24 protein-coding genes are annotated in these 22,155 nt (G+C 66.6%); 11 read left to right on the forward strand and 13 right to left on the reverse strand.

Going from position 1 to position 22,155, the window contains the following annotated elements:
- Positions 1 to 31 precede the first annotated feature (31 nt).
- From J2X92_RS15205 to J2X92_RS15220, 4 genes are all read left to right on the forward strand, one after another.
- Entirely contained in the window at positions 32 to 958 is a 927-nt protein-coding gene (locus tag J2X92_RS15205; RefSeq protein ID WP_307576798.1) for an SDR family oxidoreductase, read from the forward strand.
- 102 nt (positions 959 to 1,060) lie between these two features.
- Entirely contained in the window at positions 1,061 to 1,498 is a 438-nt protein-coding gene (locus J2X92_RS15210) for a nuclear transport factor 2 family protein (protein ID WP_307576799.1), read from the forward strand.
- Entirely contained in the window at positions 1,488 to 1,952 is a 465-nt protein-coding gene (locus J2X92_RS15215; protein ID WP_307576918.1) for a MerR family transcriptional regulator, read from the forward strand. Before J2X92_RS15210 ends, J2X92_RS15215 begins: the two co-directional genes overlap by 11 nt.
- Positions 1,949 to 3,085 (forward strand): alpha/beta fold hydrolase, encoded by a 1,137-nt coding sequence (locus J2X92_RS15220; RefSeq protein WP_307576800.1) that lies wholly within the window; start codon positions 1,949 to 1,951, stop codon positions 3,083 to 3,085. The genes J2X92_RS15215 and J2X92_RS15220 overlap by 4 nt, the downstream gene beginning before the upstream one ends.
- Here the strand turns inward: J2X92_RS15220 and J2X92_RS15225 are convergent.
- The 3 genes from J2X92_RS15225 to J2X92_RS15235 form a co-directional block, all read right to left on the reverse strand.
- Positions 3,072 to 3,431 (reverse strand): HPF/RaiA family ribosome-associated protein, encoded by a 360-nt coding sequence (locus J2X92_RS15225; protein WP_307576801.1) that lies wholly within the window; start codon positions 3,429 to 3,431, stop codon positions 3,072 to 3,074. The two genes, J2X92_RS15220 and J2X92_RS15225, sit on opposite strands and share 14 nt — an antisense overlap.
- A gap of 110 nt (positions 3,432 to 3,541) precedes the next feature.
- Positions 3,542 to 3,970 carry a CBS domain-containing protein gene (locus J2X92_RS15230; RefSeq protein WP_055799024.1) on the reverse strand — a complete coding sequence of 143 codons (429 nt, stop codon included), beginning with the start codon at positions 3,968 to 3,970 and terminating at the stop codon, positions 3,542 to 3,544.
- A gap of 154 nt (positions 3,971 to 4,124) precedes the next feature.
- Entirely contained in the window at positions 4,125 to 4,724 is a 600-nt protein-coding gene (locus tag J2X92_RS15235) for a cell envelope protein SmpA (protein WP_307576802.1), read from the reverse strand.
- A gap of 206 nt (positions 4,725 to 4,930) precedes the next feature.
- Between J2X92_RS15235 and ylqF the strand changes: the two genes are divergently transcribed.
- Entirely contained in the window at positions 4,931 to 5,902 is a 972-nt protein-coding gene (gene ylqF / locus J2X92_RS15240; protein ID WP_307576803.1) for a ribosome biogenesis GTPase YlqF, read from the forward strand.
- Positions 5,903 to 5,918: 16 nt separating this feature from the next.
- On the opposite strand, the gene J2X92_RS15245 is transcribed toward ylqF, so the two are convergent.
- On the reverse strand, positions 5,919 to 7,559 hold the full coding sequence (locus J2X92_RS15245) for a DUF4139 domain-containing protein (RefSeq protein WP_307576804.1): 1,641 nt from the start codon (positions 7,557 to 7,559) through the stop codon (positions 5,919 to 5,921).
- Between the two features lie 194 nt (positions 7,560 to 7,753).
- On the opposite strand from J2X92_RS15245, the gene J2X92_RS15250 reads away from it, so the two are divergent.
- Positions 7,754 to 8,173 (forward strand): PaaI family thioesterase, encoded by a 420-nt coding sequence (locus tag J2X92_RS15250; protein ID WP_307576805.1) that lies wholly within the window; start codon positions 7,754 to 7,756, stop codon positions 8,171 to 8,173.
- Here the strand turns inward: J2X92_RS15250 and J2X92_RS15255 are convergent.
- Entirely contained in the window at positions 8,109 to 9,359 is a 1,251-nt protein-coding gene (locus J2X92_RS15255; protein ID WP_307576806.1) for an acyltransferase family protein, read from the reverse strand. The two genes, J2X92_RS15250 and J2X92_RS15255, sit on opposite strands and share 65 nt — an antisense overlap.
- A 161-nt stretch (positions 9,360 to 9,520) precedes the next feature.
- Between J2X92_RS15255 and J2X92_RS15260 the strand changes: the two genes are divergently transcribed.
- The 3 genes from J2X92_RS15260 (at position 9,521) to J2X92_RS15270 (ending at position 12,913) form a co-directional block, all read left to right on the forward strand.
- On the forward strand, positions 9,521 to 10,426 hold the full coding sequence (locus tag J2X92_RS15260) for a LytTR family DNA-binding domain-containing protein (RefSeq protein ID WP_307576807.1): 906 nt from the start codon (positions 9,521 to 9,523) through the stop codon (positions 10,424 to 10,426).
- 179 nt (positions 10,427 to 10,605) lie between these two features.
- Positions 10,606 to 11,808 carry an ammonium transporter gene (locus tag J2X92_RS15265; RefSeq protein WP_307576808.1) on the forward strand — a complete coding sequence of 401 codons (1,203 nt, stop codon included), beginning with the start codon at positions 10,606 to 10,608 and terminating at the stop codon, positions 11,806 to 11,808.
- Between the two features lie 169 nt (positions 11,809 to 11,977).
- Positions 11,978 to 12,913, forward strand: coding sequence for a succinylglutamate desuccinylase/aspartoacylase domain-containing protein (locus J2X92_RS15270; protein WP_307576809.1), 936 nt, complete (start codon positions 11,978 to 11,980; stop codon positions 12,911 to 12,913).
- Between the two features lie 15 nt (positions 12,914 to 12,928).
- Here the strand turns inward: J2X92_RS15270 and J2X92_RS15275 are convergent, their stop codons facing one another.
- From J2X92_RS15275 to J2X92_RS15285, 3 genes are read right to left on the reverse strand one after another with little or no spacing between them, the layout of a single operon-like run.
- Positions 12,929 to 13,846: a M23 family metallopeptidase gene (locus J2X92_RS15275; protein WP_307576810.1), complete on the reverse strand. Its 918-nt coding sequence runs from the start codon at positions 13,844 to 13,846 to the stop codon at positions 12,929 to 12,931.
- 42 nt (positions 13,847 to 13,888) lie between these two features.
- Positions 13,889 to 14,425 (reverse strand): pseudouridine synthase, encoded by a 537-nt coding sequence (locus tag J2X92_RS15280; RefSeq protein WP_307576919.1) that lies wholly within the window; start codon positions 14,423 to 14,425, stop codon positions 13,889 to 13,891.
- Complete coding sequence (locus tag J2X92_RS15285; protein WP_307576811.1) at positions 14,425 to 16,251, reverse strand: glutamine--tRNA ligase/YqeY domain fusion protein; 1,827 nt, start codon at positions 16,249 to 16,251, stop codon at positions 14,425 to 14,427. Before J2X92_RS15285 ends, J2X92_RS15280 begins: the two co-directional genes overlap by 1 nt.
- Before the next feature lie 134 nt (positions 16,252 to 16,385).
- Between J2X92_RS15285 and J2X92_RS15290 the strand changes: the two genes are divergently transcribed.
- On the forward strand, positions 16,386 to 16,733 hold the full coding sequence (locus tag J2X92_RS15290) for a hypothetical protein (RefSeq protein WP_307576812.1): 348 nt from the start codon (positions 16,386 to 16,388) through the stop codon (positions 16,731 to 16,733).
- Positions 16,734 to 16,813: 80 nt separating this feature from the next.
- Here J2X92_RS15290 and J2X92_RS15295 read toward each other — a convergent pair whose 3' ends face one another.
- From J2X92_RS15295 to J2X92_RS15315, 5 genes are read right to left on the reverse strand one after another with little or no spacing between them, the layout of a single operon-like run.
- Complete coding sequence (locus J2X92_RS15295) at positions 16,814 to 17,647, reverse strand: LytR/AlgR family response regulator transcription factor (RefSeq protein WP_307576813.1); 834 nt, start codon at positions 17,645 to 17,647, stop codon at positions 16,814 to 16,816.
- Entirely contained in the window at positions 17,644 to 18,714 is a 1,071-nt protein-coding gene (locus J2X92_RS15300) for a sensor histidine kinase (protein WP_307576814.1), read from the reverse strand. Before J2X92_RS15300 ends, J2X92_RS15295 begins: the two co-directional genes overlap by 4 nt.
- Positions 18,715 to 18,742: 28 nt before the next feature.
- Positions 18,743 to 19,045 carry a 2TM domain-containing protein gene (locus tag J2X92_RS15305; protein WP_307576815.1) on the reverse strand — a complete coding sequence of 101 codons (303 nt, stop codon included), beginning with the start codon at positions 19,043 to 19,045 and terminating at the stop codon, positions 18,743 to 18,745.
- Positions 19,042 to 19,992 (reverse strand): sterol desaturase family protein, encoded by a 951-nt coding sequence (locus J2X92_RS15310; RefSeq protein WP_307576816.1) that lies wholly within the window; start codon positions 19,990 to 19,992, stop codon positions 19,042 to 19,044. The genes J2X92_RS15305 and J2X92_RS15310 overlap by 4 nt, the downstream gene beginning before the upstream one ends.
- A 31-nt stretch (positions 19,993 to 20,023) precedes the next feature.
- On the reverse strand, positions 20,024 to 20,545 hold the full coding sequence (locus J2X92_RS15315; RefSeq protein WP_307576817.1) for a DUF6622 family protein: 522 nt from the start codon (positions 20,543 to 20,545) through the stop codon (positions 20,024 to 20,026).
- Positions 20,546 to 20,771: 226 nt separating this feature from the next.
- Here J2X92_RS15315 and J2X92_RS15320 point away from each other — a divergent pair, with 226 nt between their 5' ends.
- Positions 20,772 to 22,127 carry an efflux RND transporter periplasmic adaptor subunit gene (locus tag J2X92_RS15320; protein WP_307576818.1) on the forward strand — a complete coding sequence of 452 codons (1,356 nt, stop codon included), beginning with the start codon at positions 20,772 to 20,774 and terminating at the stop codon, positions 22,125 to 22,127.
- The last annotated feature ends 28 nt before the right edge of the window (positions 22,128 to 22,155 follow it).

Below are 22,155 nucleotides of genomic sequence, written 5' to 3' on the forward strand. Positions count from 1 at the left end.
CCATTCCTCAGCAAAGCAGCGAGAGCGACACATGAGCAACAGCACCATCGATTTCAAGGGCCGAGTGGCCATAGTGACCGGCGCGGGCGGCGGCCTGGGCCGCCAGCATGCGCTGGCCCTGGCGGCGCGCGGCGCCAAGGTGGTGGTGAACGACCTGGGCGGCACCAGCGACGGCTCGGGCGCTTCGGTGAGCGCGGCACAGGCGGTCGTCGACGAAATCAAGGCCGCGGGCGGGGAAGCCATGGCCAACGGCGCCTCGGTGACCGACTTCGACGCGGTGCAGGCCATGGTGCAGCAGGCGGTCGATGCCTGGGGCCGAGTCGACATCCTGGTGAACAACGCCGGCATCCTGCGCGACAAGAGCTTTGCCAAGATGGAGCTTGCCGATTTCAAGCTGGTGGTCGACGTGCACCTGATGGGCGCCGTGAACTGCACCAAGGCCGTCTGGGCACTCATGAACGAGCAGAAATACGGCCGCATCGTCATGACGACCTCGTCGTCGGGCCTGTACGGCAACTTCGGCCAGAGCAACTACGGCGCCGCCAAGCTCGCGCTGGTGGGCCTGATGCAGACGCTGAGCATCGAAGGCGCCAAGAACGACATCCGCGTCAATTGCCTGGCCCCGACGGCAGCCACCCGCATGACCGAGGGCCTGATGCCGCCGGAGGTTCTCGATGCGCTCAAGCCCGAAGCCGTGGTGCCCGCCATGCTGGTGCTGGCCTCCACCGACGCACCGAACCGCACCATTCTTTGCGCCGGCGCCGGCACCTTCGAGGCCGCGCACATCACGCTGACGCAGGGCGCCTGGCTCGGCATCGGTGCGGACACGCCGGAGCAACTGGCTGCGCGGCTCGCCGAGGTGACTTCGCGCGAGGGCGAGATCGTGCCGCAGAGCGGCACCGCACAAGGCAGCAACGAGGTCGGCAAGGCCATGGTGGCAAACGCGCGCAAGGGCTGACGCGCTGATCCTGCCGATGGCGCTTGACCTGAAGTGCACTCGAGCATTTCCAATGAATCGACCGGGACTTCCGGTTTATTCATTCGACGAGGACAAGCAGCCATGAACACGACGACGACAGACAACAAGGCGCTGGTGCAGCGCATCCATGCGGAGCTGGACAAGGGCAACGGCCAGCTCTTCCTCGACAACCTGGCCGACGACGCCCGCTGGACGCTGGAAGGCAGCACGCCGTGGTCGCGCACCTACGCGGGCAAGGCCGCCATCCGCGAAGAGCTGCTCAAGCCGCTGTTCGCTCAGTTCGCGGGCCGCTACGTGACCAAGACGGAGCGCATCATTGCCGAGGGAGACCGGGTGGTAGTACTGTTCAGCGGCGACGTGCCCACCAAGGCCGGCAAGCGCTACAACAACCGCTATTGCTACATCTATCGACTCGAAGGAGGCAAGGTGAAGGAGCTGACCGAGTACTTCGACACGGCACTGGTGCAGGAGGCGCTCGAGGCGCCGCCCGCTGCTGCTACCCATGCCCATGCCGGCTGACCGCGGCATCCCTTTTCACATCGGCGAACTCGCCACACGCACCGGCCGCACGGTGCACGCGATCCGCTGGTACGAGACGCAAGGCCTGGTGCCCGGCGTTTCGCGCGACGAGGGCGGCCGGCGTGTCTATGGCGAAATGCACGTCGGCTGGCTGGACCTGATCGACCGGCTGCGCCGCACCGGCATGTCCATTGCCGAGATGCGCGAATACACGGCGCTTGCATTGCAGGGCAAGGCCACCCTGCCGCAGCGCCGCGGCATGCTCGCAGCGCACCGTGCGCGCGTGGCCGACACCATTGCCGACTGGAAGCGCGCCCTGTCGCTGGTGGACCGCAAGATCGACTTCTACGACGAGTGGATGCACACCGGCCACCGGCCGCCGCTGATTCCCGCCGAAACGCCTCGCGTCGAGTCCCTTACGCCGAAACCGCCGAAACCACGGAAATCCTCATGACCATCGCCGAAACCGCTCCCATCCCGCTGCCCGCGGGCATCCGCTCGCGCCAGGTCGACAACGGCAACGGCCTGTCGATGCACGTGCTCGAAGCCGGTTTTGATGCGCCGGGGCGCCCTTGCGTGCTGCTGCTGCACGGGTTTCCGGAGCTGGCCTATAGCTGGCGCAAGGTGATGTTGCCGCTGGCTGAGGCGGGCTTTCACGTGGTCGCACCCGATCAGCGCGGCTATGGCCGCACCACGGGCTGGCAGCAAGGCTACGAAGCCGGGCTGGACGAGTTTCGCCTGCTCAATCTGGTACGGGATGCGGCGGGGCTCGTGTCCGCGCTGGGCCACCAGACGGCCGCGGTGGTGGGCCACGACTTCGGCTCGCCGGTGGCGGCCTGGTGCGCGCTGACCCGCCCGGACGTGTTCCGCTCGGTCGCATTGATGAGCGCGCCGTTTCCCGGCCCGCCGAACGCTGCGACGGCACCCGTGTTCGCGCAGGCCATCCGGCACCTGCTCGATGGCTTGGCCGCACTGCATCCTCCGCGCAAACACTATCAGTGGTACTACTCGGGGCCCGAGGCTGACGCCGACATGCGGCATGCACCGCAAGGGTTGCATGCCTTTTTGCGTGGCTACTACCACCACAAGAGTGCCGATTGGCCGCAGAACCGGCCCTTCGCGCTGGCCGCAATGAGCGCCGCCGAGCTGGCTCACCTGCCCACCTACTACGTGATGCGGGCCGAGCAGACCATGGCCGAGACGGTGGCTGCTGAAATGCCCTCGGCCGAACAGATCGCCGCCTGCAGATGGTTGCCCGAAGAGGACCTGGCCGTGTACACCGCCGAATACGCGCGCACTGGCTTCCAGGGCGGGTTGCAGTGGTATCGCTGCGGCACGAGCGGGCACTACATTCCCGAAATGCTGGCTTGGTCGGGGCGCACGATCGACGTGCCCGCCTGCTTCATCGCAGGCCGCAGCGACTGGGGCGTGTTCCAGAAGCCCGGCGACTTCGAAGCCATGCAGGCGACGGCCTGCACGCAGCTGCGCGGCGTGCACTGGGTCGAAGGGGCGGGGCACTGGGTGCAGCAGGAGCAGCCCGCCGAAGTAAGCCGCCTGCTACTGGATTTTCTGGCTACTCCGCGATAAAGCCCGCGTCCTTGCGGATCGATTCGCGGTCGCGGTGGTTGCTGAGACGGCCCAGCGTGTTGTCGAGCAGGCGCTTGAGCTTGTCGGCCGCGCCGCGGAAGGCCTCGTCGAGGCTGGTGGCGTGTTGCGTAACTGCAAGCGGTTTGTGGTGGGCAAGGCGGGCTTCCATCACGCAGCACTTGTCGCCGCCGCCGGCCTTGTCGTGGTTCTCGTCGCTCAGATGCACCTCGACGCGTGTCACGTCCTCGACGAAACGGCCCAGTTGCTGCTTGATCTCGGTGTCGGCCCAGCGCTCCAGGGCGTCCTTGTTGTTGATGCCGTTGCTCGTGTTGACCTGAATCTGCATGCCATGTCCCTGCTGATGGATGAACGAGCCCCTACTGTGCGCCCGAAACGGAGACCCTGCGCGTAGGCGTCTTCCCCACTTCCGCCGGGCAGGGCCGGGGCGCGGCCTTTTCAGCTCCGGATGTAACTGGTGAGCTGGTCGATCGTCTGCTCGTGCTCGCTGATGATGTCGTCCATCAAATCCTGGATGGAGATCATGCCCACCACCTTGTCGCCGTCGACCACCGGCAGATGGCGGAACTTGCGTTGGCTCATGAGCGACATGCAGGCCCGGGTGTGGGTCTGCGGGGTCACGGTCATCACGTCGGGCGTCATGATCTCGGAGACCTTCATCTCCTTGGAGTTCTTGCCCTGCAGGGCCACCTTGCGGGTGTAGTCGCGCTCGGAAAGAAAGCCCACCAGCCGGTCGCCGTCCATCACCATCAGCGCGCCCACCTCGAAATGCGCCAATGTGGCCAGCGCATCGAATACGCTGGTGTCCGGCGAGGTGCGCCAAGCCGCGGAATCGTGGCGCTTGAGCAGTTCGGAGACGGGTTTCATCGCGGTAACTCCATCAAAAAGTTTCGATTCGACCGACGCGTCCACGCGCCGCACTCGGTCAAATGATAGGGGCGATATCGGTGGAACCGCCCCCCGCGTTGCAAAAACCTCTAGGGGATTGCGCGCGGCCAGCCACCGCGCGCCTCTTGGCGAACTAAGGTGTTGGCACCAGCACGCGGCTGAGTGCCACGGGGTTGCCCGCGACGGTCTTGACAAGGCCCTTCTCGTCGAAAATCACCTGGTACTCCGACCAGCTGTCGCGCCAATAGCGCCACGTGAGTGCATCCAGGCTGGGGTTCTCGCCCGCCACCGGGTAGCCGATGGCCATCAGTACCTGTTCGCGCGTCATGCCGGGCGCGACCTTGCCGGCGACGATGGCGTCGCGGACAGCGGGCGGGAAGGCGGCCATCTTCTGCTTCGGATCTTCGGTCACGACGTAGCGTTTTGCGAAGTCGGCGAGCGTGATGTTGCGGCTGTAGTCGTTCTTGATGCGCTGGGGCTTGCCGCCGAGATCGGCGTCGAACCAGCGGAAGTCGTAGGCCGTGATGCGCGCCGGCGTGCCCACCGCCACGATGCTCGTACCTTGCTCGTCGTAATTGATGTCGCTGATGGAGCTGCCGTAGGTGCGCATGTTGCAGCACAGGTAGCCGCTGATCATCGGGCCTTGCGGCGGCGAGGGGCGCTGCGCATGGACGACGGTCGCGGGAAGGACGGTGGCTGCCAGCAGTGCGGCAGCGGCAAGGCGCTTGAACATGGATTTCCCTCGGTGGTTATTGATGATGGCTGCGGGTGCAGCGCGCGGATTCTAGGGGGCGAAAGCCTCCCAGGTGCAGGCAGAATGGGCATCCAGAGCTATGGAAAACATAGCGGCGTGATCCAGTTCACATTCCCGGTCGACAATGCGCACCGGGCATTCGTGCCAACCCCTCCCAGACAGAGCGAAAGAAAGAGCATCCATCGATGGCGATCCAGTGGTTCCCCGGGCACATGTACACGACCCAGAAGGCCATCACCGAACGGGTGAAGGACATCGACGTGGTCATCGAGCTGCTCGACGCGCGTCTGCCGGGCTCCAGCGCCAACCCGATGCTGGCCGAGCTCACTGCGGGGCGACCCTCGCTGAAGGTGCTGAACAAGCAGGACCTGGCCGACCCCGCGCGCACGGCACTTTGGCTCGCGCACTACAACGCGCTGCCGGCCACGCGTGCCATCCCGCTCGACGCAAGCCAGACCACCCCGGCGCAGGCCATCGTGCGCGCCTGCCATGAGCTCTCGCCCAATCGCGGCGGCATGGCCAAGCCGATGCGCGTGCTGATCTGCGGCATTCCGAACGTCGGCAAGTCGACCCTCATCAACACCCTGACCGGCAGCCGCAAGGCCAAGACCGGCGACGAGGCCGGCATCACCAAGCTGGAGCAGCGCATCACGCTGGCCGACGACTTCTATCTGTGGGACACCCCCGGCATGCTGTGGCCGCGCATCGTGGTGCCCAAGAGCGGCTACAACCTTGCGGCCAGCGGAGCGGTGGGGCGCAATGCCTTCGACGAAGAGGAAGTGGCGCTCGAGCTGCTCAACTACCTCAAGACGCACTATGCGGCGGGCATCGCGGAGCGATTCAAGCTGGTCGAGCTCGATGCAGCAACCATCGCCGGGATGAAGGACGAGGACGTGCTCGACACCATCGGCCGCAAGCGCGGTGCGCTGCTGGGCAAGGGGCGTGTCAACCTGCAGAAGGCGGCCGAGATCGTGATGCACGAGTTTCGTGCCGGCAACCTCGGGCGCATCACGCTCGAGACGCCCGAAGAGTTCGCGCAGTGGCTCGCGGAGGGGCAGCGCATCGATGCCGAGCGGCAGGCAAAGAAAGCCGCGCGCGGCAAGAAGCGCAAACCGGGCGCCGAGCCGGCCGAAGGCCAGGCGCCCGAGCCGCACTGAACTGTGCGCTCAGCGCTCAGCGCATCTGCAGCCGCGCGTCCTTCGGATAGCTGATGGTGTAGTCGGCTGCCACCCGCGCGGTCTTGCCCGCGTCGAGGTCGAAGCTCCACATCGCGAGGCCAGGCTGCTTGTTCCAGGCCAGTTCACCGGGTTGCGGCGAGAACTGCGCGGCCACGCGCACCTGATCGTCGACCGACACCGGGGCGGCCTCCAGCACCTGCACCGCAATGGGCGTGCGGTGGCGGTTCTCGACCACGTAGGCACGCTGCACCTTGCGTTCGGCGCGCGAGCCCACGAACCCGCCCGTGCCCTGGCTGTCCTGCTCGGGTTCGGGCTGCACGCGCACCAGTTCGTCGCGGCCGAAGGAGAGCGTGAGCTTCGAATCGCTGGGCGCGTTCCAGCGGCCGCTGCCCACGAAGTTGCCGTCGCGGTAGAGCTGCAGCGCACCGGCCGGCCACACGCCTGCAGGCTGCGCAAGCTCGGCGATCAGGAAGGCGCTGGCGTCCACGCGCGGGCTGGTGCGTGCGGCAAGCTTCGCCGTGTCTTCGTGCTGGCCCAGCGCCAGCGTCACGCGCTGGCCGTTGGACGGCACGTCGATGCTTTGCGGCACCGCGAATTCGGTGGCAAAGCTGTTGTCGAACACGTTCACGTCGAAGAGCGGCTCCGCAGCCTCGGCCATCACGCGCTTGTCGGCGGACGCCATGGGAGCCGGCGCCGCCATCATGGCGGCCGGCGCCGGGCTTGCCGGTGCACGCTGCGGCGGCTCGATGCCGATGCGCCATGCGCCGGGCGTGCGGCCCGCGGTTTCGCGGCGCGGCTGGCCGGTGGACAGCACCAGCTTCACGCCGCGCCAGTCTTCGCCCGTGGCCTGCGCCACCAGGGCTTGGCGCTCGATGCGCACCTTGCGCGTGCCGGTGTCGAGCAGCGCGCGATACGTGGGGGTCCAGCCGGGGCCATTGACCTGGTAGCTGAGCTTCACGTCGGCATCGGCACTGGCGGCCAGGGTGACGGTCACGGCCACTACCTGCGCGCCGTTGCCCTGTGTGCGCTTGCGCTCGGCCATCAGCGGGTTCAGTTGGCGGTCGATGTCGGCCTGCTTGCGCTGGATCTGGTGCTGCTTGAGGAGCGAGTCCTGCCCGGCGCGGCGCATGGCGTCGGTCATCGCGGCAAGGTTGCGTGCGTCCATGGGCGCGCGTGCGCCCTGCGCCGATTCGCCGCCGCCAGAGAGGCCCTTGAGATAGCCCGTCACCATGCCCAGCGCGTCGTTCTCGGCCTGCAGCGCTGCCTTCTGATCCTCGAGCTCGCGAATGCGGCCGTCGAGCGCGCTGGTGGCGCAGCGCGCCGAAAGTTCGCGCGGCTCGCTCAGCACCGAGGTCTCGCCCACGCGCACCGATGCCCCGGCCGATACCTGCAGGCTCTGCACGTCGAGCCCCGCGGGCAGGCAGGCGAAAGTGACGGATCGGCTGCCGGCCGCGACACGCGCCACGCGCTCCACCGTCGCGCTGCCGGGATAAACCTTGACCTGGGTGATGCGTGATGCATCCGGGCCGGTGGGGAGGGCCTGCGCATGCGCACCGGCGGCAAGCATCAGCCAAGCCGCGGCAATGAAGGTCGCGCGTAGATTGGCACGGGAGAGGGAAGAAGAGTTTGCTTTCATAGGAGCCCCGGTAGTGGATCGTTCCTCCACTCATACGGCGGGGCTTGCAGACCGGGGTTAAAGGGCTGAAAAAAAAGCGCGCTGTCGCCAAGGCAGCTGATCGGGCCGTGCGCGTCGCCCGCGCGACGGCACGCAGCGGGGCCGCTTCGTAGAGTGGCTTTTTCGATGCTTCATCTTCTTCGTGAAAGACCGCCATGCTCGACACCCTCAAGGCCATCAACAAGACCGCCGCCTTCAATCGCTGGGCCGGCTTCGAAGTGACCCGCGCCGCTGACGGCGAAGCCGAACTGCGCATGGCGTGGCGCGAGGAAGACATGGGTCAGTACGCCGGTTTCCTGCACGCGGGGCTCATCGGCGCCATGCTCGACACCGCCTGCGGCTTCGCGGCCGCCACGGTGGCGGGGCGGGTGCTGGCCTCGCACTTCTCGGTCAACTGCCTCTCGCCCGCACTGGGCCGCGCCTTCATCGCGCGCGGCAAGGTGGTGAAGGCCGGTCGCAAGCAGGTGTTTGCGACCGCCGAGCTCTATGGCCAGGGCGAGGGCGACAGCCTCAAGCTCGTGGCGACGGGGAGCGCAATTCTGGTTCCGGTGGAAGAGGCCCCTCCGGCGAAGTAGCCCGCGGCTCGGCGCGCGTGCGCCGAGGCTTGAGCCCGAACAGCGGCCGCAGCCAGTTGCCGCGCCGGATCAGCCCGTCGGTGAGCGCCCAGCAGCCGGCGATGGTCAACGCCACCAGCAAGGCGGGCTCCAGCACTGGGCCCAACGCAAAGGGTGCCAGCAGCGCAACGCCGGCAATGATCAGCGTCTGGTGCAGCACGTACCACGGGTACACCGACTCGTTGACCCAGCGCAGCCACAGCCAGGGCCGGTTCAGATAGCGATGGCCGTAGCCGAGGATCGAGGCGACCGCCAGCCACAGGTAGAGCATGCGCAAGGTGTCCATCAGTACGCCGGAAGGCGGGCCCTTGGCGCCGAGCCGCAGCGTGATGAAAGTGGCGATCACCGCCGCCGCCAGCGTCAGCGAAACTCGCCGCAGGCGCTCAAGTTCGCGCCACACGCCCGTGTCCACGCCCATCCAGTAGCCGTACAGAAACACGGTGAAGTAGATGCTGTGCAGATGGAAGTCGCGGATCAGGTTGTGTGTGGGCGGAAAGTGCCGGGCCAGCAGCATCGTCCAGAGCAGCAGCGGAAGCACCGGCAGCAACAGCAGCTTCCAGCCGCGCAGCCCGTTGAAGCGCTGGCGCATCCGCTGGCCGGCGGGCGACCTCCACAGCGGCAGCGTCAGCGCGATGATGGCCGTATAGGTGAACAGATAGGGCAGGTACCAGAGGTGGTTCCAGGTGATGCCGAACTCCGCGCCGGCAAAGGCCTGCTTGGGCCACGGATTGCCCATCGACAGATAGCGCAGCAAAAACGCGCCGAAGCCCGGCGCCACCAGCCCGTTGGCCACGCCCTCCGCATAGGCCTGGTAGGGCACGATCACCGCCATGCCGAAGACCAGCGGCAGCATCAGCCGCGCGCCACGGCTACGCAGCAGGCCCCAGGTGCCCTGGTGGCGGCTCAGGAAGCCCAGCGACACGCCCGAGACCAGGAACACCAGGTCCATGCGCCAGAGGTTGAGCACGCGCATCGGCCACTGCAGCCATTCGGCCGCATGCGGACTCTTGAGGTGCCAGGGCCAGTCGGCCACGTAGTACATCGCCACGTGGTACAGGATGACCAGCAGGAAGGCCAGGGCGCGCAGCGCGTCGATGTCGTGGCGGCGGTCGGGTGCTGCGGGCAAGGTGTCAGGGGTTGCGCTCATCGGTCGCTCCTCGAAAACACTTGGGAAGGAGGGCCGATGGTTGCGTTGTTGCGCCGCGCGCGGTCTTCCCGAGGGACGGATCGCGGCCCTTTTGTGACGAGCGGTGGCCGGCGGGGGGCGAAATTTTCCCGCAGGGCCCGTGGATCGCGAGAATCCCGGACATGGGAGATTCCCGAAAAAAAAACCTGTACGAGCGCTATGAACCCATCCGCCGCCGCGTGGAAGTGGGGTTCTGGATCGTCTTCATGGCGCTGCAGGCGGTGTTCAACACCGTGGTGGCGCTGGTCGATTCGCGCGGCCGCGCGGTGCCCCGCGCCACCTGGGAAATTGTCACCTGGGAGGTCTCGAGCCACCTGGTGCTGCTGGCACTGGTGCCTGCCGTGGTGGCCGTCCAGCGCCGGTTGTTGCCGCTGGCGCGCACCCATCTTCTCCGCTACCTGGCCTGGCACCTGGCGGCAAGCGTCGTCTTCAGCGTTGTGCACGTGGCGGCGATGTTCGCGCTGCGGTCCATGGTCTACACCGCGGCCGGCGAGCGCTACGACTATGCGGGCTGGACCGGGCACTGGGGCTACGAATACCTGAAGGACGTGCGTGCCTACCTGGCGATGGTGTTCGGCATCTGGGTCTACGGTGTCTTCATGCTGCGGCTGCAAGGCGAGGCGCGCGTGCTCGATCCGCCTGAGGCGGCAGCGCCCGAGCCTATTCAGCCCACCGCACCAGAGCACTCCGTGCCGCCCGCCCGGCCAGAGCGATTTCTGGTGCGCAAGCTGCGGCGCGAATTTCTCATTGCCGCGGGCGATATCGACTGGCTCCAGGCCGAAGGCAACTACGTCGGCCTGCACGTCAACGGCCACGACTACCTGCTGCGCGCCACGCTTACCGATTTTCTGACCCAGCTCGACCCTGTCCATTTCGTGCGCGTGCACCGCAGCCACGCGGTCAACCTGGGCCGCGTCAAGGAGATCGAGCCGCTCGACGGCGGCGATGCCCGACTGCATATGGCCGACGGCACCACGGTGCCGTGCAGCCGCCGCTACCGCGAAGCCCTGCGCGCCGGCGCGACTTGACGGCCCGGCGTGCCTTCGGGTGTCCTGTTCCGGTGCGCTTCTGAGTCAGAAAGCCCCTTTATGGCCCGAGCCGCACCATCAAGGAGCCTTTGGGCACCATTTTTGCTTTCTTGCGGCGCTGCTCCGAGCAATTCGGGTGCATGCACCAATTCAAACCATAAAAACTGCAAGAAGCTCCAATGGACGCACTCAAACAGGGCGCAGACGCGCTGTTCATCCTTCTCGGCGCCATCATGGTGTTGGCCATGCACGCCGGTTTCGCCTTTCTCGAACTGGGCACGGTTCGCAAGAAGAACCAAGTCAATGCGCTGGTCAAGATATTGGTCGACTTCTCGGTCTCGACCATCGTGTACTTCCTGGTCGGCTACGGCGTGGCGTACGGCACCCACTTCTTCGTGGGCGCCACCGAGCTTGCCGCCAAGAGCGGCTACGAGCTGGTGAAGTTCTTCTTCCTCTTGACCTTTGCCGCGGCCATTCCGGCCATCATCTCGGGCGGCATCGCGGAGCGCGCCAAGTTCTGGCCGCAGCTGATCGCCACGGCGCTCATCGTCGGCTTCGTCTATCCGCTGTATGAGGGCATTGCCTGGAACAAGGCCTTCGGCATCCAGGCGTGGATCGCTTCGGTCACGGGCAGCGAGTTCCACGACTTCGCGGGTTCGGTGGTGGTGCACGCGGTGGGCGGCTGGCTCGCGCTGCCGGCCGTGCTGCTGTTGGGTGCACGCCGCAACCGCTACCGCGGCGACGGCTCGCTGAGCGCCCATCCGCCGTCGAACATTCCCTTTCTGGCGCTGGGTGCCTGGGTGCTGTGCGTGGGCTGGTTCGGCTTCAACGTCATGAGCGCGCAGAGCATCGACAAGATCTCGGGCCTCGTGGCCGTCAATTCGCTCATGGCCATGGTGGGCGGCACCCTGGTGGCGCTGGCGCTCGGCAAGAACGACCCCGGCTTCGTCTACAACGGACCGCTCGCCGGGCTGGTGGCGGTGTGCGCGGGCTCCGATCTGATGCACCCGTTGGGCGCGCTGGTGGTGGGCGGCGTGGCCGGCGCCATCTTCGTGGTGATGTTCACGCTCACGCAGAACAAGTGGAAGATCGACGACGTGCTCGGCGTGTGGCCGTTGCACGGCCTGTGCGGCACCTGGGGCGGTATCGCGGCCGGCATCTTCGGCACGCAGGCGCTGGGCGGCATCGGCGGCGTGAGCGTGTGGGCGCAGCTCATCGGCACATTGATGGGCGTGGTTTGGGCCGCGCTAGCGGGAGCGGCGGTGTACGGCGCGCTCAGGGCCATGATGGGGCTGCGGCTCACGCAGGAAGAGGAATATGACGGGGCCGACCTGTCGATCCACCACATTTCGGCTACGCCGGAGCGTGAGGTGAATTGGTAGGCCCGACGCGGCGCTGAAGCGTATTCGCTGGGAATGCGCTTCATTTTTGAAGCGTATTTGTGCACTCATCCGCTCGGCCTAGCTGCGCGCAGCACAAGAAGCACAAAAGCGCGGCCTGTAGCAAACTCGCCTGACCGCTTCGCTCGCTTCAATTCTTCGCCAACGCCCCATGACCCAATCGCCCCCCGCCCTCGAAGTCCTCCCACGCGACCTCTCCGCCTACCGCAAGGGCAACGTCGGCATCGACTACGTGCACCGCTTCGAGTCCGGCAAGCCCGGCCCGCACGTGCTGATCAACGCGCTCACGCACGGCAACGAGATCTGCGGCATGACCGCCGCCACGCACCTGCTCGACACCACCGTGCGTCCGAAGATCGGCACGCTGACCGTGAGTTTTGCCAATGTGGAGGCGTACGAGTCCTTCGACAAGGCGCTGCCCTTCGACAGCCGCCAGCTGGTGCACAACCTCAATCGCATCTGGTCGCCCGAATGGCTCGACGGCACTGAAGACAGCCCCGAACTGCGCCGCGCCCGCGTGCTGCGCCCGGTGGTAAGTGCGGCCGACCACATCCTGGACATTCACTCCACCAGCCAGCCCGTGATTCCGTTCTGGGTGTACCCGGCGTTCGATCGCAACGCCGAGGCCGCAATGGCCATCGGCCGCCCCTCGGTGCATCTGGTGATGCCCGAGGGCCTCGGCTCTGGCACGCCGCTGATCCAGCACGGCCGGCACGGCCTCCCCGAAGGTAATGGCGTCGCGCTGGTGGCCGAATGCGGCCAGCACTTTCTGCGCTCGGCCTCCGAGTTGGCCACCGCCATCTCGCTCGATTTTCTGGCGCACTTCGGCCTCATCGACAAGGACCCGGCCTTGCCCGCGCCCGGCCCGCAGCGCCGCTTCGAGTTGCTGCAGACGCACGTCATCAAGTCGGAAGATTTTGCGTTCGTGCGCCCGCTCATCGGCTTCGAGACCTTTGCCAAGGGCGAACTCATCGCCACGAATGGCCCGGACGAGATCCGCGCACCGTGCGACGACTGCACGATCTTCATGCCCGCGCAGCGCGTGATCGTGGGGCGGGAGGCGGTTTATTTGACGAAGCCGCTTTGAGGTCGGGGTGGCGACTCAAGCCGCAATGAACAGCGCCGGATCCACCATCGCCCGATTCAGCATCACGGACCAATGCAAATGCGGCCCCGTCACCCGCCCGGTGGCGCCCACGGCTGCAAGCTGCTCGCCGGTCTTGAGCACGTCGCCTACCTTCACATCCACCCGGCTCAGGTGGCAATACATCGTCAGCAAACCGCCGCCGTGGTCGAGCCACACCGTGCCGCCGTTGAAGAAGTAGTCGCCCGTGTCGATCACCCGCCCCGGCAGCGGCGCCAGCACTGGCGTGCCCGTGCCGGCCGCGATGTCCATGCCGCTATGCGGATTGCGCGACTGGCCGTTGAACACGCGGCGCAGGCCGAACGAACTGGAGCGGCGGCCCGGCACGGGGACGCGCATCTGCAGCGAGGCATCGGGCCGCAGATCGGTGAACGTGGCCATGACGGTGGCCAGGTGCGCGCGTTCTCGCTCATAGCGTGCTTCGTCTTCGGGCGACAGGTCGACCGTGCGCGGCGGCACCGTGAGGCGTTGCTCGCGGTACTGTTTGGGGGCCACGGTGTAGGCCACTTGTTTGTCGGCGCCGCTCTCGGGGCGCACTGCGATGCTTGCGTCGCCTGGCGCGGCTGCGAGCGGAATGCCTACCAGCGCCGTCCACTCGATGGCGTCGCCCAGCACGAGCAATGGCACATCGCCTGAAAAGGCGGCCGGTCGTCTGGCGCTGGGACCCAGCGACAGGCGTGCTACGCCGCCCGGTACCTGGGACGCGTGCGGCCAGACGTCGGAACGCTGCTGTTGCTTCGGCTTCGCAGGGGATGCGGCGCTGACCTGCGTTGCAGCAGGCAGCGCCAGCAGGCTCAGCGTGCCGAGCAATGCGCGGCGGCGACTCAGCAGAACGGGCGAGAGGAGGCCGGGAAAATGGGGTCGGTTGCTGCGCATGAGGGATCGAATGAATGAAAGGTGTGCCGTGGCGCTGCTGCGCTACTCCAGCCAGGTGCCGGGCGCCAATCCGTCCAGCGTGTGCGGCCCGATGGCAGCGCGAATCAGACGCAGGGTGGGAAGCCCCACGGCCGCGGTCATGCGCCGCACCTGACGGTTGCGGCCTTCGCTGATCGCCAGTTCCAGCCATGCGGTCGGGATACTCTTGCGTTCGCGGATGGGCGGTTGCCGCGCCCACACATCGGGCGGTGGGTCGAGCAGGCGCGCACGGGCCGGGCGCGTGAGGCCATCGTTGAGCTGCACGCCTTGGCGCAACGCGGCAAGCGCCTCTTCAGTGGGCACGCCTTCCACCTGCACCCAATAGGTTTTCTCCATCTTGAAGCGCGGATCGGCGATGCGCGCCTGAAGCTGGCCGTCGTTGGTGAGCAGCAGCAGGCCCTCGCTGTCGGCATCGAGGCGGCCGGCGACATAGACGTCGGGGATGTCGATGAAGTCTTTCAGCCCGCGCCAGCGGCCCTCGGCCGTGAACTGGCTGAGCACGCCGTAGGGCTTGTTGAAGCGGATCAGGCGGGAAGGGATTACTTGCCCCAGCTGTCCCGCATGCCCGCGGCGCGATTGAACACCCGCTTGCCGCCTGCACCAGCCTTCGAATCGAGCACGAAGTACCCGTGCCGCTCGAACTGAAATGCCGCGCCATCCTGAGCCTTGGCCAGTGAGGGCTCGGCGTACGCAGTGCAAACTTCCAGGCTCTGCTTGTTCAGTTCGTCCATCAACTCTCCGCTGCCCGGATTCGCCGCCGCAAACAGCCGCTCATACAGGCGCACCTCGGCCTGCACCGCATCCGCCGCGGCCACCCAGGTGATGTTGCCCTTCACCTTGATGGCGTCCGCGCCGGGCGTGCCGCTCTTGGTGTCGGGCACCAGCGTGGCCTGCACCTCGATGAGCTTGCCGCTCGCGTCCTTGGTGCCGCCGGTGCATTCGATGACATGGCCGTATTTCAGCCGCACCTTGTTGCCCGGGAACAGGCGGAAGAAGCCCTTGGGCTGCACTTCTTCGTAGTCGGTGCGTTCGATCCACACCTCGCGGCCGAGCTTGAACTCGCGCTTGCCCATCTCGGGGTGGTGCGGGTGCACGGGGGCGGAGCAGTCGTCGAGTACGCTTTCATCCTTGTTGGGACCGCCCATCAGGTCGCCCCAGTTGGTGATCACCAGCTTGACCGGGTCGAGCACGGCCATGGCGCGCGGCGCGGTGGGGTCCAAGGTGTCGCGCAGCGCGGCCTCCAGGCTTGCGTAGTCGATCCAGCCGCCGGACTTGGTAGTGCCGCTGCGTTCGCAGAACAGGCGCAGCGCCTCGGGCGTGTAGCCGCGGCGGCGCAGGCCGGCCAGCGTGGGCATGCGGGGGTCGTCCCAGCCGTCGACATGCTTTTCCTCGACCAGTTGGCGCAGCTTGCGCTTGCTGGTCAGCACGTGGGTGACGTTCAGCCGCGCGAATTCATACTGGCGCGGATGCGGGCTGGCGATGAGGCCGCCTTCGGCCAAACGGTCGAGCAGCCAGTCGTAGAAGGGGCGTTGGTCTTCGAATTCGAGCGTGCAGATGGAATGGGTGATCTGCTCCAGCGCGTCTTCGATCGGGTGCGCAAAGGTGTACATCGGGTAGATGCACCACTTGTCGCCGGTGTTGTGGTGAGTGGCCCGGCGCACGCGGTACAGCGCGGGATCGCGCATGTTGATGTTGGTGCTGGCCATGTCGATCTTGGCGCGCAGGATGGCGGCGCCGTCTGCCACCTGGCCATCGCGCATGGCGCGGAAGCGCGCAAGGTTTTCCTCGGGCGTGCGGCTGCGGAAGGGGCTGTCGGTGCCGGGCGTGTTGAAGTCGCCGCGGTTCGCGCGAACTTCGTCGGCCGTTTGTTCGTCCACGTAGGCAAGGCCGGCGCCAATCAGGTATTCCGCCGCGCGGTACATGAAGTCGAAGTAGTCGCTCGCAAAGTATTCGTGCGGCTGCAGGGTGCCCGGCGCGCTGGGCCGGTCGGCGAGGTAGGTCTCGTAGCCGAGCCACTGGACGGCGTCGCGGATGGAATCGACGTATTCCTGCTCTTCTTTTTCCGGGTTGGTGTCGTCGAAGCGCAGGTGGCACACGCCACCGTATTCCCTGGCCAGCTCGAAATTGAGCCAGATGCTCTTGGCATGGCCGATGTGCAGGTAGCCGTTGGGCTCGGGCGGAAAGCGCATGCGCACCTTGGCGGGGTCGGGCATGCCCTGGGCGTGATGGGTGGCGTCGCCAGGCGATCCGCCCCATTTGCGGCCAAAATAGGCCCCCTGCGCAAGGTCGTTCTCGATCACGTGGCGCAGGAAATTACTCGGTGCAGCAGCCGTTTTTGCGCTGTCTTTGTCAGTCGGGGAGGTCATTGCGGCATTCTAGAGTGCACCCCCTGTCGGTTACCTTTAGCAACGTTCTTCACATTGCGGCGGGCAACCGCTTTGCATTTGGCGCGTTCAATACATACATGGGCGGTAAACGCCCCAACCAGGAGTCCAAGATCATGAGCCTCACACGTTCAACCTTCTTCAAATGGGCCGCCGCGAGTGTCGTGGCAGCCGGTGCATTGTTTGCGGCCACTTCGGCCAGTGCCCGCGGCGACGTGAGCTGGTCGGTTGGCGTGGGTCTGCCAGGCGTGGCAGTGGGCGTGGGCGCTCCGGCCTACTACCCGGCACCGGTCTATGCAGCCCCTGCGCCGGTGTATTACGACGCGCCGCCACCGGTTTATTACCGTCCGCCGCCGCCGGTTTACTACCGTCCGGCCCCGGTGTACTACGCGCCGCCGGCCTACTATGCGCCGCGCTACTACGGTCCGCGTGGCTACCACCACGGCCATCGCCACTGGCGTTAAGCGGCCCCGGCGCCGTTCGCCAAACTAAAAGCCGATCCCTTGGGATCGGCTTTTTTATGCGTGTTCGGAGCCTTTGGATTTCACATGGCGCGAAACAGGTGTGCGTAAAGCCGGCTGACCGGGATTTTTTCGGGCCGGCCGCGCAAGTCCAAGTGCAGCTTGCCCGCCTCATCGCGGTGCACAGCCTCGATGGCCGAGCTACGCACCACCACGGCGCGGTGCACCTGCCAGAAGACTTCCGGTTCCAGCTGGGTCAGCAGCTGCTTCAGCGGCGTGCGAATCAGGTACTCATGCTGGGCGGTAAGCACGCGGATGTATTTGTCGGCCGCCTCGAAATACAGCACCTCGTCGATCGGCACCATGCGCACGGTGCTGCCGCCCGCGTCGCTGGCTGCAACCATGCGCAGCGGGGCGGCGGCCGGTGGCTGCGCGCCGCCCGACGCGGCCGCAAGCACCTGGCGCCACTGGGCAAGGGTTTGCTCCAGCATTTCGTCAGCTGCGGCCAGGGCCGGTTTCGACGGCTGCTGCGCGGTCAAGGCCTGCTGCAGCCGCAGCACGGTCTTACGCAGGCGTTCGGGCTGAACCGGCTTGAGCACGTAGTCGATGGCTTGGGTTTCAAAGGCGCGGGCGGCGTATTCGTCGTAGGCGGTCACGAATACGAGCTGCGGCATGGGCGCCTCGTCGGTCGGCCAGCTGTCGGCCAGTTCGGCGGCAGCGCCCAGGCCATCGAGGCCCGGCATGCGAATGTCGAAAAACAGCACCTGCGGCAGCAGGCGGAGCGCCTCGCGGACGGCGCCGCGGCCGTCGCCGATGGTTGCAAGCACCTGCAGTTCGGGCCATGCAGCGGCCAGTTCGGCCTTGAGCGCCTGGGCAAGCAGGGGCTCGTCTTCGGCAATGAGGGCGGTGGGGTTCATGCGCGTGGGGGCAAGGGAAAACTGATGATGGTGCGGGTACCGCCCCCGGGCTCGGCAGCAAGGCTCATTTGGCCCTGGTCGCCATACACGGAGGCGAGTCGTTCACGGACCTGCGCTAGCCCGAAGCCGGTGCCTTCGGCAGCAGGCCGGTCCGCATCGAGGCCAATGCCGGTGTCGCTCACCTCGATGACCAGCCGGCCGGCGTCCTGGTGCGCCCGCACGGCGACGCGCCCACCTTCGACCTTGGGTTCGAGTCCATGGCGGATGCTGTTTTCCACCAGCGGCTGCAGCAGCAGCGGCGGCACGGGCGTGTCGCGCAGATCCTCCGGCAGGTCGAGCGTGTAGCGCAAGCGCTCGCCCATGCGCACGGACATCAGCTCGAGGTAGTCGGCCAGCCGTTCGAATTCCGCCGAAAGCGGATGCGCCAGCGCGCGCGAGCCGCTGAGGGTCATGCGCAGGTAGTTGTTGAGCCGGTCGAGCATGGCAATGGCACGGGGCGGATCGGTTGCGATCAGCACGCGCAGGTTGGCCAGTGTGTTGAACAGCATGTGCGGCTCGAGCTGGGTTTCGAGCAGCTTGAGCCGCGCTTCGGTCGCATTGCGCTGCGCAAGTTCGATCTGGCGGCGCATGTGCTTGGTACGGCCGAGGCTGTAGAAGAAAAAGCACATGCAAACCGTGGCCGTCAGCGTGATGATGATGGTGGTCGCAAGCTTGCGCTGTGTGAAGCTGCGAAAGTCGAGCAGTGGCTGGTTCGTCCATGCATCGCCGATGGCATTGCCTCCCAGAAAGCCGACCGCCACACCGCCCGCTATCAGCAGATAACCCCAAGGGCCGGACGGCCACAGAATTTCCTGGTGGCCGCTGATCAGCAGCCGGCCCACGTCGATGAAGAGCCAGCTGATCAGCCCGATGGAGAGCGAATACACCATCTGCGCACCCCACTCCCCGTGCTGCGTGATGGCCAGCGCGGCGGCAATGAAGCAGCAGAAGACGACGGTGATCAGGCCATGCCGAAGCATGCCCCGTACGTTCTCCGCACGGAAGCGAGGGAGCGCGTCAACACTCATCGGTGCACCCTAGGGCGTTGCGCTCCGCTCATCCGCGCTCCCCAGAGCGCAGCGCGCGCCGTTCGCGCTCCACCAGCCGGTCGTAGAAGTTGCCGCCAGGCGCAACGAACCAGATCACGGCGCCGTGGATGAGCAGGCCCAGGCCCCAGCCCATGAGCGGATACACCGCCCAGCTATGGCCGCGCGATGCGGAGAGCGCCACCAGCCCGAGGTTGACCAGAACGTAGACGAAGGCATGGATGTACCAGCCCATCTTGGCACCGGCCCGGCGGCGGGCAAGTCGCTCGACGTCGGAGTGAGAGGGGTTCGAATTGGATGCAGCGGTATTCATGACAGCTCCTTCAATTGGACAGGAATGAGATCGGTGGCGGCGGGCAATGGTGGCGGCGGCCGCAGAGCTGCCCGCTCGCGCAGTTCCTCGGTCGTTTCGCCCGGCCCGTCGGGCCGCCAGCCCGGCGGCATGACAAGGTAGCCGACGAAAGCCCGCGCCGAGCGTGACGCACGGAGGTCGCGCAGCAGTGCGCGCCAATGGGTGAATTCGATTTCGAAGATGTTGTTGGACTCCATCGGCTTCACCAGCCCATAGCGGCAGGGAAGATCGGCGCGCTCCGGAATATAGGTGCCGAACAGGCGATCGAAGACGATCAGCACGCCGCCGTAGTTGCCGTCCAGGTATTCCAGGTTCGAGGCGTGGTGCACGCGGTGGGCCGACGGCGTGTTGAGCACCCATTCCAGCGGCCCCAGCTTCGGAATCCAGGTGGCGTGAATCCAGAACTGGTACAGAAGGTTCAGCGTGAGCATCAGCAAAATCACCTTCGGCGGCATGCCCAGCAGCGGCGCGAGCATGAAGAAAGCGAGCGTGCCGGTGAGCCGGCCCGTCCAGCCGAAGCGGTAGGCGGCCGACAGGTTCAGCTGGTTCGGCGAATGATGGATGGCATGCGTGCACCAGAACCAGCGCACACGGTGCGCGGCGCGGTGGTACCAGTAGTAGCAGAACTCCTGGCCGATGAAGCAGGCGACCCAGCCGCTCCAGTGGCCCATGGGCAGCGTGAAGAGGCGGTGGTTCCAGAACCAGTCCATGGCGCCGCTCCAGAAGGCCATCGGGAGCAGCCAGCGCAGCGGGTATTCGCGCACCAGAAAATCGACCACGGAAACGCCGGCAGCCTTCCAGTCGTAGCTGCTCCAGCCGTTGCGCCACGACAGCACCAGCGCCTCGGCAATGGAAGCGGCGAGCACCACCGTGACGGCAATCTGGAGGATCAGCAAGAGCACGGTCATGGTGGTTCCTGGAATGTGCGCCGGCAGGATCTTAGGCCGCGCGGGCTGCCACGGCCATGGCGTCGGTACGGATGGCCAGCTTCCAGAGCCTGACGGCCCGCGCCGCAAAAATGCCGCTGAAGGCGCCGTAAAGCATGGGGACGGCCACGGAGAAGCTGGCCTGCTGGCGCAGTTCGGGGTGCATGGCCAAGGCCACGCCCACCACGTACTTTGTGAAGAAGATGCCCATCATCAGCACCAGCGGTATCGCGCTGCCAGCCAAATGGAACTCGCGTGCGGCCCGGTCGTAGCGCGTGCTGGCGGGCAGGGGCTGCTGCACGACCACCAGCACCAACGCGGCGGCCGCCACGGCCCAGCCAAGCAGGGCGCCGGGCGAATCTCCAAAGGCAGAGATCACGCCGGCCAGCGACAGCCCGGTCATGGCAATCGGCATCACCGTCACCTTGGCCAGGCTGATACTGCCGGACATCAGCTGCTTGCAGCCCAGCCACACGAGCAGCACGAAAACGGCGAAGACCCACTTCGGGGTGTGAAGAATGATTTGCAGCAGCATGGTGTTTCTCCAACAAGAGGTGATTCGATGGGGTGGACTGTGCCGGCGCTCCCACACAGCCGCCACGGGTCTGCGACGAAATGCGGGCTTGCGGCGCCAAGCGCAGGGGATTGGCGCGAAACGGGCCGTTCGCCGCAGCTTTACCGGCGCTTTACGGTTCATAAGACAGGCGCGCTACGATGCAGCGCTCCACTAGCGGCCGTACTTGCGCACTGCCACATCACACATGGAATCTCCGAACTCCGAGCCTTCTTCCGGCGATTCGCCTGCTGTTCAACCGGCAACACAACCTTCCTCGTCTCCGCCGCCCCGGCCGCCCTCGCGCCGCAAGCTCTGGCTCGGCAGCCTGATCGCGCTGCTGTTGCTGCTCGCGCTGGGAGGCGGCGCCTGGTATCTCATCAACCGCAAGACCAGCCCCACAGGCGGCCCGGGCTTCGGCGGTGCGACCGTCACGGTCGGCCATGCGGCGGCGCGCGAAATCGAGCTTCCGGTCACCATCGATGCGCTAGGCACGGTCACGCCGTTGGCAACGATCACGCTCAAGGCGCAGGTGGGCGGCGTGCTGACCGAGGTTCTCTTTACCGAAGGGCAGACCGTTGCCAAGAACCAACTGCTCGCGCGCATCGATCCCCGGCCCTACGAGCAGGCGCTGATGCAGGCTCGCGGCACCCGCCAGCGCGACGAGGCGCAGCTCGAGGCCGCGCGCGTCACGCTGGCGCGCTACCGCACGCTGCTGGGGCAGGATTCCATCGCGCGGCAAGACGTCGACACCCAGGCCGCGCTGGTCCGCCAGCTCGAAGGCACGGTCACCACCGACCTGGCCGCCGAGGCCGCCGCCAAGCTGAACCTCGACTACACCCGCATCACTTCGCCGGTGGCCGGCCGCATCGGCCTGCGTGCCGTGGACGCGGGCAACACCGTCACGGCCAATGCGACCACGGGCATTGCGGTCATCACGCAGATGAACCCGATCGACGTGCAGTTCTCGGTGCCGCAAGACCGGGTGCCTGATATCCAGGCACAGCTCGCCAAGGGTGAGCCGCTGTCGGTCACCGCGTTCGACCGCACCCGCGCGGTAACGCTCGACATCGGGACTTTCTCCACGCTCGACAACCTGGTCGACACCACCACCGGCACGGTGAAGGCCAAGGCCCGCTTCGGCAATGCAGAGACCACGTTGTTCCCGAGCCAGTTCGTCAATGTGCAGATGCTGCTGCGCAAGGTGCGGGCGGTGGTGGTTCCCGTGACGGCCGTACGCACGGGCCCCAATGGCGACTATGTCTACGTGATCGACGAAGACCGCAAGGTGTCGACGCGGCCGGTGAAGCGCGGCGAGGCCAATGCCGAGGTGGTGGCCATCACCTCGGGCCTGCGTGTCGGCGAGAACGTGGTGACCGAAGGCGGCGACCGCATCAAGGACGGGTCGGCCGTGCAGCTGCAGGGCGACCGGCCCGCGGCAGGTCCGCGCGGCGGTGCTTCCGGCCCGCGCGGTGCGGCTTCGGGTCCGCGCGGCGCACGCGGCGAGCGTGGAGAACGCGGCGAAGGCGGTGGAGAGCGGCGGCGCCAGCGCCCGCCGCAATGACGAGCAACCACAACACCACACGGAAACA

It is taken from the genome of Variovorax paradoxus (assembly GCF_030811855.1).
Taxonomy (GTDB): domain Bacteria; phylum Pseudomonadota; class Gammaproteobacteria; order Burkholderiales; family Burkholderiaceae_C; genus Variovorax; species Variovorax paradoxus_L.